General features: G+C 73.8%; 13 protein-coding genes. 4 read left to right on the plus strand and 9 right to left on the minus strand.

Annotation, left to right across the window (positions count from 1 at the left end):
* Positions 1-318 precede the first annotated feature (318 nt).
* From NP777_RS45715 to NP777_RS45725, 3 genes are all read right to left on the minus strand, one after another.
* On the minus strand, positions 319-1,131 hold the full coding sequence (locus NP777_RS45715) for a TIGR04222 domain-containing membrane protein (protein WP_256656120.1): 813 nt from the start codon (positions 1,129-1,131) through the stop codon (positions 319-321).
* 550 nt (positions 1,132-1,681) lie between these two features.
* Positions 1,682-2,701 (minus strand): TIGR04222 domain-containing membrane protein, encoded by a 1,020-nt coding sequence (locus NP777_RS45720; protein WP_256656121.1) that lies wholly within the window; start codon positions 2,699-2,701, stop codon positions 1,682-1,684.
* 5 nt (positions 2,702-2,706) lie between these two features.
* A complete protein-coding gene (locus NP777_RS45725; RefSeq protein ID WP_256656122.1) occupies positions 2,707-4,011 on the minus strand; it encodes a DUF692 domain-containing protein in 1,305 nt (434 codons plus the stop codon).
* A 503-nt stretch (positions 4,012-4,514) separates the two neighbouring features.
* On the opposite strand from NP777_RS45725, the gene NP777_RS45730 reads away from it, so the two are divergent.
* Complete coding sequence (locus tag NP777_RS45730) at positions 4,515-6,494, plus strand: transglycosylase domain-containing protein (RefSeq protein WP_256656131.1); 1,980 nt, start codon at positions 4,515-4,517, stop codon at positions 6,492-6,494.
* A 117-nt stretch (positions 6,495-6,611) separates the two neighbouring features.
* Here the strand turns inward: NP777_RS45730 and NP777_RS45735 are convergent, their stop codons facing one another.
* Both NP777_RS45735 and NP777_RS45740 read right to left on the minus strand, forming a co-directional pair.
* Complete coding sequence (locus tag NP777_RS45735) at positions 6,612-7,868, minus strand: hypothetical protein (RefSeq protein ID WP_256656123.1); 1,257 nt, start codon at positions 7,866-7,868, stop codon at positions 6,612-6,614.
* A gap of 143 nt (positions 7,869-8,011) precedes the next feature.
* The gene (locus tag NP777_RS45740) at positions 8,012-9,481 is read right to left on the minus strand and encodes a hypothetical protein (RefSeq protein ID WP_256656124.1); all 1,470 of its coding nucleotides are present in this window, start codon (positions 9,479-9,481) and stop codon (positions 8,012-8,014) included.
* A gap of 153 nt (positions 9,482-9,634) precedes the next feature.
* On the opposite strand from NP777_RS45740, the gene NP777_RS45745 reads away from it, so the two are divergent.
* A complete protein-coding gene (locus NP777_RS45745; protein ID WP_256656125.1) occupies positions 9,635-10,918 on the plus strand; it encodes a molybdopterin-dependent oxidoreductase in 1,284 nt (427 codons plus the stop codon).
* Between the two features lie 477 nt (positions 10,919-11,395).
* On the opposite strand, the gene NP777_RS45750 is transcribed toward NP777_RS45745, so the two are convergent.
* The 4 genes from NP777_RS45750 to NP777_RS45765 all read right to left on the minus strand — a co-directional run bounded on the left by NP777_RS45750 (position 11,396) and on the right by NP777_RS45765 (position 15,683).
* The gene (locus NP777_RS45750; protein ID WP_391858709.1) at positions 11,396-13,075 is read right to left on the minus strand and encodes a glycosyltransferase 87 family protein; all 1,680 of its coding nucleotides are present in this window, start codon (positions 13,073-13,075) and stop codon (positions 11,396-11,398) included.
* A gap of 315 nt (positions 13,076-13,390) precedes the next feature.
* Positions 13,391-14,164 (minus strand): methyltransferase domain-containing protein, encoded by a 774-nt coding sequence (locus NP777_RS45755; protein WP_256656126.1) that lies wholly within the window; start codon positions 14,162-14,164, stop codon positions 13,391-13,393.
* A complete protein-coding gene (locus tag NP777_RS45760; RefSeq protein WP_256656127.1) occupies positions 14,161-14,847 on the minus strand; it encodes a TIGR04282 family arsenosugar biosynthesis glycosyltransferase in 687 nt (228 codons plus the stop codon). Before NP777_RS45760 ends, NP777_RS45755 begins: the two co-directional genes overlap by 4 nt.
* A 113-nt stretch (positions 14,848-14,960) precedes the next feature.
* Positions 14,961-15,683 (minus strand): glycosyltransferase family 2 protein, encoded by a 723-nt coding sequence (locus NP777_RS45765; protein WP_256656128.1) that lies wholly within the window; start codon positions 15,681-15,683, stop codon positions 14,961-14,963.
* A 115-nt stretch (positions 15,684-15,798) separates the two neighbouring features.
* Between NP777_RS45765 and NP777_RS45770 the strand changes: the two genes are divergently transcribed.
* Both NP777_RS45770 and NP777_RS45775 read left to right on the plus strand, forming a co-directional pair.
* Positions 15,799-16,692 carry a response regulator transcription factor gene (locus NP777_RS45770; RefSeq protein ID WP_256656129.1) on the plus strand — a complete coding sequence of 298 codons (894 nt, stop codon included), beginning with the start codon at positions 15,799-15,801 and terminating at the stop codon, positions 16,690-16,692.
* Positions 16,685-17,800, plus strand: coding sequence for a sensor histidine kinase (locus NP777_RS45775; RefSeq protein WP_256656130.1), 1,116 nt, complete (start codon positions 16,685-16,687; stop codon positions 17,798-17,800). Before NP777_RS45770 ends, NP777_RS45775 begins: the two co-directional genes overlap by 8 nt.
* Positions 17,801-17,806: the final 6 nt, after the last annotated feature.

Consider the following 17,806-nt stretch of genomic DNA (forward strand, 5'->3'; position numbering starts at 1 on the left):
GGGGGGGGGGGGGGGGGGGGGGGGGGGGGGGGGGGGGGGGGGGGGGGGGGCGCGCCCGCCGCACCGGCCGCGGCCGTGACGGACCTGGTGGACGCGGTGGGGGTCGTGAGCGTCGTGGCGGGGGCGGTGGGCGCCGCGAGCGGGCGGCCGGTGGCGGGCGTCGCGAGCAGCGCGCTCATGGCCAGCGACAGGGACAGCGGCCCGAGGATGCCGTACAGCGCTGCTGCTCTCACTGGCCATCCCTTCGTGTGTCGCGCGATGAAAGGGATATTTGGCGCGCCGGATGACCATGTAAAGCACCGGGCCGCGGTGTCGGGGTCAATGACCCCAATGCGTCTTCAGGGCCGCGCGCAGCGCCGGGTCGTGGAGGGCGGCGGTGCCGTGCACGGCGAGCGCGGTGAGCAGGTCGCCGTCGCCGTCGTCGGCTCCGGCGTCCGCGTCGCCGCCGGAGCGCTGGGCGAGGGTCCGCCGCGGGGGCACGTCGATCCGGCCCAGCAGCCGCTGACCGGCGGGGGAGGCCCACCGCGAGTACGGATGCGCCTCGACCCGGGCGATCAGCAGACAACTCACCGTCAGCAGCAGCGGCAGCACGAACCACGCGGCCGCCGGGCCGCGCCCCGCCGCGGGCGGCACCAGCAGCAGCGCGGCGGCCGCCGTCACCAGCACCAGCGCGCAGGCCGCCCGCACATGCCGCACCGCGACCGCCACATTCGTACGGGCCGAGGCGGGCACCGCGAGCCCCGCCGCGACCAGCCGGTCGCCCAGCGCCCGCACCGGGGTGGCCGTGGCGAGCGAGGCCCGCACCGGCCGCACCGGGGCCTGCCCCTCCGGCCCTATCGCGCTGATCACGGCCCGCTCCAGCTCGTCCCGCCCGTCCGGATCCACGACGGTGACCCAGCCGGTGTGCGCGAGCAGCAGCCGCCGCTCCCGGTACATCGTCACGAGCGCCAGATCCCCCACCCGCCGCGGCCCGCCGGACAGGAACGCCGCCTCGTACAGGCTCAGCCCCTTCGCGTCAGCCCCCGGATCGGGCTCCATCGGCTGAGCGGCGGCCACCGCCGCCAGGCACAGCCGCGTGCAACTGACGACCGCCGCGCCCCATGCGACGAGCAGGAAGAGGACCCACAACATGGCCGAGTTCTACTCGACCCGGCCACGACCGCGCCACGGTTTTCACGATATGAACGACTCGCACGCATGCGGCTCGCGCCGCGCAGACCCGTGACGGTGCGTCCGACGGATCACGCCCCCTGCGGTGGGCTGTCCCCCTCCCCGCCCCTTCCCACAACTGGGACTCCGCCCCAGCCCCCGGCCGGGGGTTCCGCGCCAGTCCCTGGGTGGGGGTTCCGCGCCAGTCCCTGGGTGGGGGTTCCGCGCCAGTCCCTGGGTGGGGGTTCCGCGCCAGTCCCTGGGTGGGGGTTCCGCGCCAGTCCCTGGGCGGTGGTTCCGCGCCAGTCCCTGGGCGGGGGTTCCGCCCCAGTCCCCGGCCGGGGGTCCCGCCCCAGTCCCCAGCCCGGGGCTCCGCTCCTTCCTGCGGGCACCGATATGCGGCTCCGCCGCGTGGCGTAGCTTCGCCCCTGACCTCCGGGGTCCAGGGGCGGAGCCCCTGGTATCGGGAAGGGGCGGGGAGGGGAAAGACCCGCCGGTCTCCCGGCCGTGACGCGGCCTTCGGCGTGGCGGCTCAGCCGCCTCCGCAACCGCCGCCCCCACCGCAGCCCGAACCGCCGCCGCCTCCGCCCCCACCGCAGCCCGAACCGCCGCCGCCTCCGCCCCCGCCGCAGGACGAACCGCCGCAGGACGAGCCTCCGCAGCCGGAACCGCCGCCTCCGCCGCCGCCACCTCCGCACCACGATCCGCCGCCGGAGTCCGAGGTCCCCGACGACCCCCACGAACCCGAGTCGGCCGACGCCCCCGATGTGGTGGGCACCTTCTGCGCGTCCAGCAACTGGGCCCGCAGCAGCGGATCGTCCGCGAGGGCGGCCGCACCGGTCAGCGCGACGACGACCGCCGCGGGGACCGCCGCCGGTTGGCCGATGGACCGGGCGCGCCGTAGACCGACCCCCGACTCCCTCCGGTACGTCGCCAGCGCCCGCTGCCCGGCGGCGGTCATCCGGCGCTTGCCCGCAGCGGCGCAGATTCCGCCGACGAGGAAGCCGGTGAACAGCGCGGGGGCGATCTTCAGGATCAGCGGAAGTTCATCGCTGTCCGTGATGTTGATGGCCATCGCGATGCCCAGGAACGTGCCCGCGAAGCAGAGCCCGACCTGGAGCCGGGCCAGCCCCCGCCAGAACCGGAGGGCATCCGGACGCACCATCAGCCCGCGCCCCGCCAACTGGTCGCCGATCGCCTGCACCGCCGGAGTGCGCATCAGCTCCCGGCGCAGCCACTTCAGGGCGCCGTGCGGGGAGATGGCGCACAGTCGCAGCAACTCCTCCTCGACCGGGCCGTGCGCGACCGGCTGCCGTACCGAGACCACGCCGGGGTCGCCGATCGCCAGCCGCCCGTCCGCGTACATGGCGCTGATCACGGTGTCCGCCACCCGCCCCGGCCCGCCCGCCAGGAACGCCGCCTCCAGCAGGTCATGCGCCCGGGCGTACACCGTCCCCGGGGCCTCCTTGCGCCGGGCCCGGACCGTACCCACGATGAGCACCACCGACGACACCGCGACCGCCAGGTAGCACAGGCTCACTATCGCGCCCACGCCGCTCACCGCCCAACGCTCAGCGCGAGCCGGACCCGGCGGGCCAGCCGCGCCGCCGGATGGGACGACAGGGGCGCGGGTCCGGACCGCTCCTGCCACCACAGCGTCAGCCGGCGCCGGGCGGCCGCGTCCTCGGGCCGGCCGTCCGCCAGCAGATGCTCGGCGAACGACATCGCGTCGCGGCGGTAGCCGCCGGTCATCGGGCGGCCGTCGGCGTACCGCGCGAACGCCGGGCGGTAGCCGGTGCCCAGGATCTCGGGCAGCTCCGGGGCCACCTTGGCGATCACGGACGCCCGCTTCGCGGTCAGCGCCGCGCTCTGCACCCGCAGCCGCCGCCGGTCGAAGCCCTCGGGCGGTGGGGTGCCCCCGACCAGCGCGGACAGCAGCGCGGCCTGGGCGAGCGCCAGCCGCTCCCGGACGGTGTCCGGCACCGGAGCGTCGGGTACGGCGGACGTCCGCACCGCATCCTCGGCGACGCCGGCCCCCGCCGTCGTCACCGTCACCGCGCGGATCGCGTCCAGCTCGCCCGCTAGCTCCTCGGCCGCCGGGAAGTCCTCGTCGCGCTCCAGCAGCACTCCGGGCGGCGTCGTACGGGCGCACAGCTCGGCGAGCACGTCGAGCACCGGCTGGGTCACCGGATGGGCGTGGCTGTCGTGCCACACCCCGTTCCGCTCCACCCCGCCCGCCACATGGACGTAGGCGATCGCCGACGTGGGCAGCTCGTCCAGCGCCTTGGCCGGGTCCTCGCCCCGGTTGACGTGGTTGGTGTGCAGATTGGCCACGTCGATGAGCAGCCGCACCCCGGTGCGCTCCACGAGCTCGGCCAGGAACTGGCCCTCCGTCATCTCCTCGCCGGGCCAGGAGATCAACGCCGCGATGTTCTCCACCGCGAGTGGCACCGGCAGCGCGTCCTGCGCGATGCGTACGTTCTCGCACAGCACGTCCAGCGCGTCACGGGTCCGCGGCACCGGCAGCAGGTGCCCGGCCTCCATGGCCGGTGACGCGGTCAGCGGCCCCCCGGCCCTGACGAACGCGATGTGCTCGGTGACCAGCGGCGAGCCCAACGCCTCGGCCCGTTCGGCCAGCGCTCGGAGCCGGCCGGGGTCGGGCCGCTCGGCTCCCCCGAGGCCGAGCGACACCCCATGCGGGACCACCGTGGTCCCGCGCTCGCGCAGCCGCCGGAGCGCGTCCGGCACATGGTCGGGGCAGATGTTCTCCGCCACCACCTCCACCCAGTCGATGCCGGGCAGCCGCGCGATGTCTTCGGCGATCTCCGGTCGCCAGCCGATTCCGGTACCGAGGCGCACCATGGCTCCCCCTCCTCGTTCCGTACTACCGCGTCCCCCGCGGTGTGTTCTCGCGTGCCGGGGTGATGACCCCGTACAGGGAGGACGAATCCCCCGGCCGCGTGGTTCAGAGGTTCATTTGAGCTTCGGGGTGTCACGGCGGGGCGTCCCCGCGGGCCGTGGCTGTCCGGCGGTGGCCAGGGCGACTCGGGCGGTGGCCAGGGCGACTCGGGCGGTGGCCAGGGGCGACTCGGGCGGTGGCCAGGGGCGACTCGGGCGGTGCGAAAGGTCACCGGGTGGGTGGAGTCCCTGAATATGGTCACTGTTACAAAAATTTGGGGCCCTGTGGCGACAGACGTTCGGAGGGGAAAATAGGATCGGTCTGGTCTGGGGGGATGGAAGATCACACCTTTGTGCCGCGCCCGCGCGCGGAGCGAGCGTGGGGGAAACACGTGCTGGGCAGCAGCGACAACGCCATGGGGAAGCACCGCAAGCACCGGCGTAAGCCGTCCTCGAGGAGCCGGGGGATGCGGCTGCGCCGCTGGGCGGCCGCGCGGATCCGGCTGGACTACCCCCGGGCGGGGCGGCGCGGTGTGACGCGCTGGCTGCCGTCGTGGCGTCAGATCGCCCTGCTCTTCCTGTTCTGCCTCGGCAGTCTGACCGGTTTGCTGAGTTTTCTGTATCTGCAGACCGACATCCCGAAGAACCTCAACGACTTCGCCACCCAGCAGGACAACGTCTACTACTGGGCCGACGGCTCCGAGATGGCCCGCACCGGCCCGGTCAACCGGCAGGAAGTGCCGCTGCACAAGGTGCCGGAAAAGGTCCAGTGGGCGGTGCTCGCCGCCGAGAACGCCAGTTTCTACACCGACAGCGGAGTGTCCCCGAGCGGGCTGATGCGCGCCGTGACGCGGATGGTGACGGGCGGTGAGACACAGGGCGGCTCGACCATCACCCAGCAGTATGTGAAGAACGCCTATCTGAATCAGCGCCAGACGTTCTCCCGCAAGCTCACCGAGATGTTCATGGCCATCAAGCTGGACGACCGGATGAGCAAGCCGGAGATCCTCCAGCGCTATCTGAACACCAGCTGGTTCGGACGCGGCAGTTACGGCATTCAGCGGGCCGCGTACGCGTACTACGGCAAGGACGTCTCGGAACTCAACGCGAGCGAGGGCGCGTTGCTCGCCTCGCTGCTCAAGGGCGCCGGGACCTTCGATCCGACGCTCAGCGCCAAGAACCACAAGCGGGCCGTCGACCGCTGGAAGTGGGTGCTGGACCGGATGGTGGACATCGGAAAGCTGTCCAAGTCCGAGCGGGCGCGCTATACGACGTTCCCCGAGCCCAAGGCGCAGCCCAAGCCGGTGGGGCTCACCGGCCAGGTCGGCTATCTGGTGGAGACGGCCAAGGCGTATGTCAGCTCCCACACCGACATATCCGACGCCGATTTCGACCTGGGCGGCTATCAGATCCACACCACCTTCGAGAAGCCGAGGGTTCAGGCGCTCGCCAAGGCGGTCGAGAAGACCCGGGACAACCTCGACCCCGAGCAGCGCCCCGAGGACCGCCATGTGCGCATAGGCGCCGCGTCCGTGGCCCCGGGAGGCGCCATCCGCGCGCTGTACGGCGGCCCCGGCTATCTGGAGCAGGGATTCAACGACGCGAACGCCTCCACCGTCCCGGCCGGCACCGCCTTCACCCCCTTCGTCTACGCCGCGGCGCTGCGCGACGGCGTTCTGCTGGAGCGCAACGGGGCCCGGACGCCCGTGACGCCCTCGACGCTCTACGACGGCGACAACAAGATCGCGGTGCATACGCCCGAGGGCCCGTACTGGGACCGCGGCGGCAAGATCGTGCGGGCCACCAATGACGACGACGCCTCCTATGGGCAGGTCCCGCTGCGCCAGGCGATCGTGCGGTCCATCAACACCCCGATGATCCAGCTGGGCATGGACGTCGGCCTGGACCGGGTCCGGCGGGCGGCCATCGACTCGGGGCTGCTGCCCAGCAGCTTCGGCGCGCGGGTGCCCGCGTTCTCGCTCGGCACCGCGACGCCCAGCTCCATCCGTATGGCCAGCGCCTACGGGACGTTCGCCGCCGAAGGCACGCACTACGCGCCGTACTCGGTGAGCGGGCTCACCCACGGCGGGCAGAAGCTCGAGCTGCGCAAGGACCGCGCCAAGCGGGCCTTCAGCGCGGAGGTCGCGACGCAGGTGGACGACGCGCTGCGCGGCGCGGTCCAGAGCCCGGACGGTTCGGCGCACGAGGCCGCCGTGGCCGGTGGCGATGTCGCCGGTAAGGGCGGCACGGCGCAGGACGGCACCTCCGCCTGGTTCGTCGGGTACACCAAGAAGCTCTCGACGGCGGTCTCGCTGTCCCGGGTGGATCCGAAGTCGCAGGAGCTGATGCCGCTCAAGGGAATGGGCGGGGGCGGCGCGGACACTTCGGGCGACACCTACCCCAAGGACATCTGGAAGAGCTATATGACGGACGGCGCGGCGGAATGAGCTATCCCGGTATGAGCCGCGTCGGTATGAGCCGTACGGACGGAACGAGTCGCACGGACGGAACGAGCTATCCCGGTATGAGCCGCACCGGCGGAAAGGGCCCCGCAACGGGACCGCTTACTTGGTCTTGGTGTACGTGGACCATTCCGGCGATTCCGCCGGGTCCAGCATCCGCAGCTTCTCGAGGACCTTCGGGTCCTGGGCGTCCAGCCAGTCGGCGAGCTGCTTGAACGACACGCACCGCACTCCGTCGCGGCGGCAGACACTCCTCATCACGTCCTCGATGGCCTGCATGTATATGCCGCCGTTCCAGGTCTCGAAGTGATTGCCGATGAACAGCGGCGCCCGGCTGCCGTTGTAGACCCGCTCGAAGCCGTTCAGATATCCCTGGCGGGTCAGCCGCTCCCACTCCGCGTACTTCGCCGGATCGCCCTCGGTGCTGTCACCGGACTGGTTGAAGAGGAAGTTGAAGTCCATCGAGAGGACCTGCTTCTCGCTCTCCGGATACGGCACCAGCTGCAGCGGGAAGTTCCAGATTCCATCGATCTTGGACGGCCAGAGCTGGAAGTCGCCCGGGGAACTCGCGTCATAGCGCCAGCCGAGGGATTTGATCGCCGGTATCAGCGTCTTCTGGCCCTCCAGGCACGGCGCCCGCCCGCCCACCAGCTCCACGTCATAGTCGAACGGCAGCGGATCGATGTCGGTGAAGCCGGTGTTCGTCTTCCACCGCTTCACGAATGAATACGCCTGCTCCGTTTCGCTCTTCCACTCCTCGGTGGACCAGTCCTCCCCGCCCTTGGCGCCGCAGAAATGGCCGTTGAAGTGGGAGCCGATCTCGTTGCCGTCCAGCCAGGCCCCGCGCAACTGCTCCAGGGTCTCCCTGATGTGCTCGTCGGTGGGGAAGGATATGGCGGCCGAGCCCGGCTTGTGCTGGGGCGGCCGATAGAGGTCGCTCTTCGACTTGGGCAGCAGATACATGCCGCTCAGGAAGAACGTCATGGTGGCGTTGGTCTCCTTGGCCACCTCGCGGAAGCGGGAGAAGAGATGGTCGTCGTTCTCCAGCGCGCCGTCCCAGGAGAAGACCACGAACTGCGGCGGCTTCTCACCCGGTTTGAGCTTCTCGGGCTTGAGCTGGTGCGGCTGCGGTCCGGTGTAGGACGTGGAGCCGTCCCCGAGCACCTTGGCCTTGCCGTCCCAATGGGCGTACTTGTCTTCCTTCTTGGGCTCCCTGGGCACCCGGTCCGACTTGGGGGAGGCCGCGGCCGCGGGCAGGTCCCCGTCCTGTGTGCCCCCCGCGTCCCCCGGCGAGGTCAGGGCTATCAGCAGCGCCACCACGACGGCCACGGCCGTCAGCGCGCCTATGGGCGCGGCCACGCCATAGGCGTTTCTCGCGCTTAAAGCCTTCAACGCTTTCACGATCTCCAGCGCCTTCACGGGTCCCGCCCCCTGGCAACAGTACAGATGTACGTCCCCCTCAGTATCACAGAAGTATCACGTGCCCTTCACATCAGTCATCCTCACCAACCAGTCAGAAGCAGGTGGTTGATGAGCAGTGAGAGGCAGGCCTGGACCAGGAGCCATCGCTGGCGATCACGAGCGGGCAGCAGTGCGGTGGTCGGCAGCAGCCAGACCAGGAAGGGAAGCCAGATCCGCTCCGTCTCGGCCTTGCTCATCCCGGACAGATCGGCCACGACGAGCGCGAGCAGCGCGGCGAAGGTCAGCACGACGAGCCCGTCCGGGGCGCCGGGACCATCGGACCCGCCAGACCCGCCAGGCCCGCCAGGCCCGCCAGGCCCGCCAGACCCGCCAGACCCGCCAGGACCGCTCGGGCGCAGCCGCCGGGCGGCGTCCGGCACCGCCGACAGCATCCGCCGCGCCCCCGCGACACAGGCGGGCCCCGCGGCCACCGACGCGACGGCCAGATTGGCCCAGACCCAGTACGCGTACGGGCGATCGGCGGCCACGCCCTGGTAGTAGCGCTCGACCAGCAGGGAGTACCCCTCCCACCACCGGAACCCGGCCAGCGTGAACGCCCCGGCCACCACCGCCACCCCGGTCAGAACGAAGGGCAGCGGCCGCGCGGTGCGGGCCAGCAGCAGTACGGCGGCGGCGAGCAGCGCCAGCAGCGTCAGACCGTACGAGAGATAGGCCGTCAGCCCCAGCAGCAGCCCGGAGCCGAACGCGACCGCCCCGGGCGCCCGGACCGTACGCGTCGCCGCGAGCGCCAGCAGCGCGAGCCCCCAGGCCGCGACGGCCGCGAAGTAGCCGTCCGCCGAGGCCCCCACCCATACCGCCCCGGGCGCCAGGACCAGGAACGGCGCGGCCGTACGCGCGGCCCGCTCCTGCCCCAGGGCGCGCAGCGCGACCAGGATCGCGACCGCCGCCGAGCCGCCCACGGTGACGCAGAAGGCCCCCGCCCAGCCGCCCCCGCCCAGGCCCAGCCGGTCCAGCCCCACGAAGGTGAGCACGGCGCCCGGCGGATGGCCCGCGATATGGGCGGGCCAGTGGTCGGGCTGAGTGAGCAGGATATGGCCGGTGAAGCCGCGCAGGGCCGCGCCGATGTCCTGGAACCGGTCGATGCCGCGCAGATACTCATGGGGCGCCGTCAGCCGCTCCGCCACCCCGCGCCGCCATCCGTCGACCAGCGCCAGCGACCAGATCCAGGCCATGGTCGCTGCCCAGACGGCCCCCAGCAGCCCCCGCCACGGCAGCCGCGCCGCGAGCCGGTGGCCGTGGCGGACGACCGCCGCGGCGACGGCCAGGGCGAGCGGCGTACCGGGGCCCGCATGGGGCAGCCAATCGGCGTACAGCGGCGCCCAGTCGACGTACAGGGAGTGATCGGCCCGCTGGATCAGGGTGCCGACGACGGCGGCGACGGCGAAGAGCACGGCGGCGGCAGCGGCGGCGAGCACGTCCCGGCGACGGCCGGTCCGGGTGTCGTCCTGGGCGGGCTGGATGGCGACGCCGTTGCGGAGAGGGAGCTTCACGACGTCACGCTACGTCGCCGAGCCCGCCGCCGGGCCGCCGCGCCGCGCGCTGTCATCGGACCGTCAGATCTTCCCGGCCTGGGGCCGTGACGTCACCGTTTCGTCATGGCTTCAAGGCCGCTGGAGGCGGCGCCGCGGTCCTACGGTCATGCCATGAGCCACCCTCCCCGTACTGACCGTGATCGCCGCGCCCTGTGGCGCAGCCCGCTCCGCGGCCCCTGGCTGACGTCCGTCTTCGGCCTGGTCCTGCTCTTCGGCATCCCCGTGCTCTTCGTGACCGGACTGCTGTCGTACGCCGCCTACAACCCCGATCTGTCGCCGGTCAACGACCAGACACCGGACAAGGGGCTGCTGGGCTTCTACCTCTTCTCCTGGCCGACCGACCCCTCCTGGCTCTACCGCGTCACCCAGGGGGTGCACGTCACGCTCGGGGTCGTGCTCGTCCCCGTGCTGCTGGCCAAGCTGTGGTCGGTCATCCCCAAGCTGTTCGCGTGGCCGCCGGTGCGGTCCCTGGGGCACGCGCTGGAGCGGCTCTCGCTGCTCCTGCTGGTCGGCGGGGGGCTGTTCGAGTTCGCGACCGGCGTGCTCAACGTCCAGTTGGACTACGTCTTCCCCGGCTCCTTCTACCCGCTGCACTTCTACGGGGCGTGGATCTTCATGGCCGCCCTCGTGGTCCATGTGGCGCTGCGGCTCCCGCTCATGGTGCGGACGCTGCGCGGCCGCGAGCCGCGGGCCGAACTGCGCACCCGTACCTCCGACACCCGGCCGGAGCCGCCGGACGAGACCGGTCTGGTCAGCCCGCGGCCCGCCGCCCCGACCATGTCGCGGCGGGGCGCGCTCGCCATGGTCGGCACCGGCTCCTTCGCGCTGCTGGTGGTGACGGCCGGTCAGAGCATCGGCGGCCCGCTGCGTACGACCGCGCTGCTCGCCCCGCACGGGCGTGAGCCGGGCCGGGGCCCGAACGGCTTCCAGATCAACAAGACCGCCGTGGCCGTCGGCATCCGCGCCCGCGACATCGGCCCCGACTGGCGGCTGGTGGTACGGGGCGCGGCGGGCCGCGAGACCGTCCTCACCCGGGAGCGGCTGCTGCGGCTGGAGCACCACGGCGCCGCGCTGCCCATCGCCTGCGTGGAGGGGTGGTCCACGACCGACCAGCGGTGGGAGGGGGTACGGCTGGCGGACCTCGCCGCGCTGGTGGGGCATGCCGACCGGCCGCCGAGGGTGCTGGTGGAGTCGGTGCAGCGGCACGGCTCCTTCCGCAGCGTCGTGCTGAGCGAGCACCAGGTCCGCGACCCGCGCTCGCTGCTGGCGCTGAAGGTCAACGGCGCGGATCTGTCGCCGGACCACGGCTATCCGGCGCGGGTGATCGTGCCCGGGGCTCCGGGTGTGCACAACACCAAGTGGGTCGGGCGGCTGTCCTTCGGGGGGACGGTGTGAGGTTTCTCGGGCTTCGGAGGGACGGGGTGAGGCTTCCCCGGCTTCGGGGGGACGGTGTGAGGTTTCTTGGGCTTCGGGGGGACGGTGTGAGGTTTCTTGGGCGGAGCCGTGTTGGGCTGCGGCGGCTGGACGGGGAGTCGCCGCTGCGGCTGGTGCTGCTGCTGTGCTCCTTCGCGCTGACCGGTTACGCCGGGGTCAGGCTGCTGAGCGGCGACTGGTTCGGGATCGTGCTGTGGTTCGTCGGCGCCGCCGTCCTCCACGACCTGGTGCTGCTGCCGCTGTACGCGCTCGCCGACCGCGCCGTGGCGGCCGCGCTCCCGGCCCCGGCCCGGTGGATCAACCATGTGCGGGTGCCCGCCTTCGTCTCCGGTGTGCTGCTGCTGGTGTGGTTTCCGCTGATCCTCGGCCGGCAGGAGCGCCGCTACGAGAACGCGACCGGGCTGAGCCCCGACGTCTTCTGGCCGCGTTGGCTGCTGATCACCGCCGTACTCTTCGGGGTCTCGGCCCTGTGGCTGGTGATCCGGATGGCGATCCGGGGGTGGCGGAGTCGCCCGGGGGCCGGGGGTGGGGCCGGGGAGGCGGCTTCGGGCGCTTCGGGTGCTTCGGGCGCTTCGGGCGGGGAGCGGAAGCCGCCCGCCGGGCCTGCCGGGCCCGCAGGGCCCAGCCGACCATGACCGCCGCGCCGGCGGCCGCGTAGCCCAGCGTTCCGACCCACGCGCCGTCGTCCACCGCACGGGCCGTCACATACTGGGCGACTCCCGCGAGCGGCAGGCCGAGCCATTCCCAGCGCCCGTCGAGGGCCACCAGCGCCACCACCAGCAGCGCGTACCAGGGGTAGCCGGGCGTCATCAGCAGGAACGCGGTCCCGGTCACCACCAGCGCGCCGCGCCAGGGCCGTTGGGGGTCGCCGCGCAGCAGCACCCGGGCCACGACCACGAGCAGGACGGCGGCGATCACGGGGAGGGCCCAGGTCTCCGGGTCGGGGTGGAGCAGACGCAGCAGGGCGTAGCGGTTCTTGTCGTCGGCGGCGGTGGAGCCCGTCTCATAGCCCTCCTCGGCCACATAGCCGGTGAGATAGCCGAGGACGGAGGAGTGCGAGAGCAGGACGTACGGGAGGTAGCCCAGCGCGACGACGGCGATGGCGGGCAGCACGATCGCCGCGGCGCGGCGGGTCCGCCCGGCCGGCGAGGCGGGACTGCCGACGGGCCTGGGCCTCTTGAACGCGGTCAGCGGCTTGGTGGCGCCCGTGGCGAGGAGGCCGGAGAGCGCGCCGGGCAGGGTCACGGCGGGCAGCAGCTTGGCCGCGGTCGCCGCGCCGAGCAGCGCACCGCCCAGGACGTGGCGGCGGGGGACGGCGACGAGGCCCGCGACGGTCAACAGCACGCCCAGCGCGTCGACATGGGCGTTGTTCACCGCCTCCACCGGCACGGCCGGGCACCAGGCCCAGAGCGCGGCGCGGGCGGTCGCGAGGCGGGGGTCGCGGCGGCGCCGTGCCGCGGCGAGCAGCACGGCGGTGGTGGCGACGGACAGCAGCGCGCCGCCGGTCTGGAGGGGGAGGAGGGTGGAACCTGACGGCGCCGAGCGGTGTACAAGCAAGAAATAGCCCTCTGCGGCGGGAGGATAAATCGTATGGACCGAGGGGCGGTTCAGGCGCGTGCACTGCGGCTCGGCGGAGGCGCTCGGCGGATGGTCCGGTGCCGGGTCGGCGCGCGGGACGGTGCTGGGTGTGGGGCGTTCGGCTATGGGACGTCCGGGCGCGGGGCGGACGGGGGCGGGGTGTACGGGGGCGGGGCGGACGGGGACGGGGCGGACGGGGGCGCGGTCGGGGCCATGGCAGGCGGCGCCCCGCGGGAAGAGCCAGCGGTCGCGCAGCGGAGCGAGCGCGGGGTCCTCGGGCGCGTGGTCATAGGGGGACATACCCGCGGCCTGGACGCGCCCGTCCCAGGCGTAGCGGTAGGCGTCGGTGCTGGTGCGCGGCGGGGCGAGCAGCCCCGTGGCCGCGATGGCCGCGCTGCCCGCGAGCACGAACACCGCGGCCTGACGGGCACCCAGGCGGCGGACCACCCAGGCGGCCGCGGCGAACAGCGCCCAGGCGATGGCGTACCAGCGGGACAGCACGCCGGGCGCGGTATGGAAGTCGTCCCCGCGGAAGGTGATGGCGAGAACGGCGACCAACGAGCCGAGCAGCGTGGCCAGCGCGAATGGGGCGATCCCCCGGCGGACGGCCCCCGCCCGCGCGGGCGGGGTGGGGCGGTCCGGTGGGCGGGGCTGGTCCGTGCTGTCGGGCGGTGGTGCGGGGCAGTCCGGTGGGCGGGGCTGATCCGTGCTGTCGGACGGTGGTGCGGGGCGGTCGGGGGCCGATCGTCGAGGGCCCGGGACGGAGTGCCGCCGGGGCGCCTGGTCGGGCGCCCGGCCGGTCCACCGGGCGAGTCGGCCGGGCCGCAGCAGGCGGCGCAGCGCTGCGGGCACGGCTCAGTGCTCCGTGCCGGACCGGGGCAGGGGCGGTATGCGGCGCAGCGATACGAACCGCCGGTCCCGCGCGGTCCACTGCTCGACCGGGCTCCAGCCCACCGCGCGTGCGTGGCGCAGCAGCGCCCGGACGCCGACGCGGGCCCAGGGGAAGGCCGTTCCCACCTCGCCCCGGCCGTTGTCCACGCGCACCCGCACCCGCTCGTCCACGTCCGCCGCCGCGGCCTCCACGATCAGCAGCCCGTCGGGGGCCATGAGTTGGGCGACGCGCGCCAGCAGGGCGCCCGGATCGCCGCCGATGCCGATATTGCCGTCGATCAGCAGCGCCGTGCCCCAGCGTCCCTCGCCGGGCAGCGGTTCGAAAACCGAGCGGCACAGCGCGGGTCCGCCCGCGCGCACCGTACGGGCGACCGCCGCCTGACTGACGTCGATGCCCAGACAGGGGCGGCCGCGCAGGGCCAGCGCGGCCACCAGCCGGCCGGGGCCGCAGCCGATGTCGAGTATCGGGCCCTGGCAGCGCCGCAGCACCGTCCGGTCGGCCGCGTCGGCCTCCGCACACCAGCGTTCGACGTCCAGGGGCAGCATCCAGCCGTCTGCTCGGCGCAGGAACAGCGGCCCGCGGCCCGCGTGGAGCGCTCGGACATAGGGGTCGGCGTGCCAGGGAGCGGCCGCGCGACGAGCGGACGTCCGCTCGCGCACCGATCCGTCTCGCACCGATCCGTCTCGCACCGATCCGTCTCGCACCGATCCGTCTCGCACCGTCTCGGCCGTGCTCATCGGGCGGTGGTCCGGGACGACAGGGGCGACAACTGGGCGAGGGTCCGGGCGAACCGCCCGCCCGGGGCGTCGGCCGCCACCCGTACGGCGTCCTCGGCCGTGTCCACGTCGCGCAGCATCGGCAGGTCGCGCACCCGCAGGCCCGCGTCCGTCAGCCGACGCCGCTGGGCGGCACCGGTGGTGGCGGTGGACATCGGCACGCCCCGCAGCAGTTCGGGGTCCGGTTCCGCAAGGCCCAGGGCCCAGAAGCCACCGTCGGCGGCCGGGCCGAACCAGGCGTCGCAGTCGTGCGGGCTCCCCGGGCTCCCCGGGCTCAGCGCGGGCGCGAGGAGAGCGGGGGTGACCTGCGGGGTGTCCATGCCGATCAGCAGGGTGGCGCCCCGGCAGGCGGCGAAGGCCGCGGCGAGCCGTTCGTCCAGACCGCCGTCGCACTGCCCCACCACCTCGAATCCCGGCGGCAGCCACGGCCCGGGGCGTCCGTCGAGCACCAGCACCCGGCGCCGGGCGGGCATGGCGAGCGCGGCGTGCAGTGTGTCGGCGAGGGACGCCTCGGCGAGCGCGGCGGCCTCGGCGGGGGTGTACGGGGGAGTGAGCCTGGTCTTCACCCGCCCGGGTACCGGCTCCTTGGCGATGATGAGCAGTGTGGTCCCGTTCCCGTGGGCCGCCCGGGAGCCGGTGTCCATGCGGACGTCCGCACCGGCGACCGGCCGCCCGTCGGCGGTACCAGGTCCAGGATCAAGGCGGTCCGGAGCAGAGCGGGCCTCGGCCCCGTGGGCACCCTCGTGCGGCGTGGCGCTCACCGCGCGGCCCTCGTGGGGGTGGCCAGGTCGCGGGCCACCGGCGGCTGGCGCAGCACGGCGCGCATATCGCGCACCGTGTGCCAGGTGCCCCGCCAGGTGCCGGTGACCTTCGACTTCCCGGTGCGCGGCCGGTACGGCACCTCGCGCTCCTCGATCCGCCATCCGGCGTCGGCGGCCCGCACGACCATCTGCAGCGGGTAGCCGCTGCGGCGGTCGGTGAGGCCGAGGGCGAGCAGCGGTTCGCGCCGGGCGGCCCGCAGCGGGCCGAGGTCGCCCAGCGTGAGGCCGGTGCGCCGCCGCAGCATGCGGGTCAGCGCGAGGTTGCCGAGCCGGGCGTGCACCGGCCAGGCCCCCCGCTCCTGGGGACGTCGCCGGCCCAGCACGAGGTCGGCGTCGCCCGCCGCCACGGTCCGCACGAAGGCGGTCAGCAGCCCGGGGTCGAGTGAGGCGTCGCAGTCGCAGAAGCACACGATGTCGGCCTCGGCGGCGAGGAGCCCGGTGTGGCAGGCGGCGCCGAAGCCACGGCGGGGTTCGTGGACGACGGTGGCGCCGTGGGCGCGGGCGATCGTGGCCGAGCCGTCCGTGGAGCCGTTGTCGACGACGATGGCGCGCCAACCGTCGGGGATGCGGGCCAGCACCCAGGGCAGGGCGGCGGCCTCGTCCAGACACGGCAGGACGACGTCCGCACAGGGGGTGGTCGAGTTCGTCACCCGCACCACACTACGAAGGAGAAACCGACATTTCGGGCTTCAGGTTCTTACGAAACACGGACGTCGACCGGGCGGCGGGCTCCCCGGCGCCCCTGGTGCCGCACCCGGTGTCACGCTGTGGGGCATGCAGCAGAACCCCTCTCCCACCCGCGTGCTCGTCGTCGACGACGACCCGACCGTGGCCGAGGTCGTCGCCGGGTACCTCGGCCGGGCCGGCTTCGCCGTGGACCGGGCCGCCGACGGCCCCGGGGCGCTCGCCCGCGCCGCCGCCCGCCGGCCGGACCTGGTCGTGCTCGACCTGATGCTGCCCGGCATGGACGGGCTCGAGGTGTGCCGCGCGCTCCGGGACAAGGGCCCGGTGCCGGTCATCATGCTCACCGCGCGCGGCGACGAGGAGGACCGGATCCTCGGCCTGGAGATCGGCGCGGACGACTACGTCACCAAGCCGTTCAGCCCGCGGGAGCTGGTGCTGCGCGTGGAGTCGGTGCTGCGGCGCGGCCGGACCGGTCCGCGGGTCCCCGGCCTGTCCGGCCCCGGCCCCGGCTTGGGCTCCGGCCCCGACCCGGGTGAGGTGACGCACCGCGCCGGGATCACCCTCGACCCCCTGGCCCGGCGCGCCGCCCGGGACGGCCGGGAGCTAGCCCTGACCGTGCGCGAGTTCGACCTGCTGGCCTTTCTGCTACGCCACCCCGGGGTGGCCTTCACCCGCGAGGAGCTGATGCGCGAGGTGTGGGGCTGGGACTTCGGCGATCTGTCCACCGTCACCGTCCATGTGCGGCGGCTGCGCGGAAAGGTCGAGGACGATCCCGCCGCGCCCCGGCTCATCCAGACCGTATGGGGCATCGGCTACCGCTTCGACGCCCCGCCCGAGACCGACGGCCAGACCGACGGCCAGGCCCACGACCAGACCCACGGCGAGGGGCGGCGGGACGAGGGACGCGGAGACCAGGGGCGGCGGGACGAGGGACGCGCGGACCGGGGGCGGGACGAGGGACGGGGGCCGGGCTCCGATGCGTGATGTGCTCCTCATGGCGGTGTTCGCCTTCCTCGGCGCGGCGGCGGCAGGTCTGCTGGGCGCGCTGGCGCTGCGGCTGGTGCGCGGCCGTTCGGTCGCGGTGTCCCTGGCCGTCGTCGCCGCCGTCGCGGTCACGGCGATGCTCACCGGGACGCTGGCGGTCGCCTGGGCGATGTTCCTGTCCCCGCACGACCTGACGGTGGTCACGACCGTCTGTGCCATGGCCGCCGTGGTGTCCCTGGCCACCGCGCTGCTGCTGGGCCGCTGGGTGGTCGCGCGCAGCAACGCGCTGGCCCGCGCCGCCCGCTCCTTCGGGGACGGCGGGAGCTTCGCCGCCCCCGACGGCCAGGCCACCGCCGAACTCGCCGCGCTGGGCCGTGAACTGGCCGCCACCAGCGCCAAGCTGGCCGCCTCCCGCGAGCGTGAGCGCGCCCTGGAGTCCTCCCGCCGGGAGCTGGTCGCCTGGATCTCCCACGATCTGCGCACCCCGCTGGCGGGGCTGCGCGCGATGTCCGAGGCGCTGGAGGACGGGGTGGCCCCGGACCCGGACCGCTATCTCCGCCGGATACGCACCGAGGTGGAGCGGCTGAACACGATGGTCGGCGACCTCTTCGAGCTCTCCCGCATCCACGCCGGGGCGCTCTCCCTCACCCCCACCCGGATCTCCGTCTACGACCTGGTCGGCGACGCCCTGGCCGGGGTCGATCCGCTCGCCCGCGAGCTGGGCGTCCAGCTGATCGGCGACCGGGTGGACCCCGTCCCGGTGGAGGTGGACGGCAAGGAGATGACCCGGGTGCTCGGGAACCTCCTCGTCAACGCGGTTCGCCGCACCCCGGCGGACGGCACGGTCGCGGTGTCCGCCGAGCGGGAGGCGGACACGGTCGTGCTGTCGGTCACCGACGGCTGCGGCGGGATCCCGGAGGAGGACCTCCCGCGCGTCTTCGACACCGGCTGGCGCGGCAGCGACGCCCGCACCCCCCCGGCGGGCGCCGGTCTGGGCCTGGCCATCGTCCGCGGCATTGTCGAGGCCCACGACGGCCAGGCGGCGGTTCGCAATGTCGACGGCGGCTGCCGCTTCGAGGTCCGCCTCCCCGCCGCCGTCATGTCCTGAGCAACC

It is taken from the genome of Streptomyces rugosispiralis, from assembly GCF_024505145.1.
GTDB lineage: Bacteria > Actinomycetota > Actinomycetes > Streptomycetales > Streptomycetaceae > Streptomyces > Streptomyces rugosispiralis.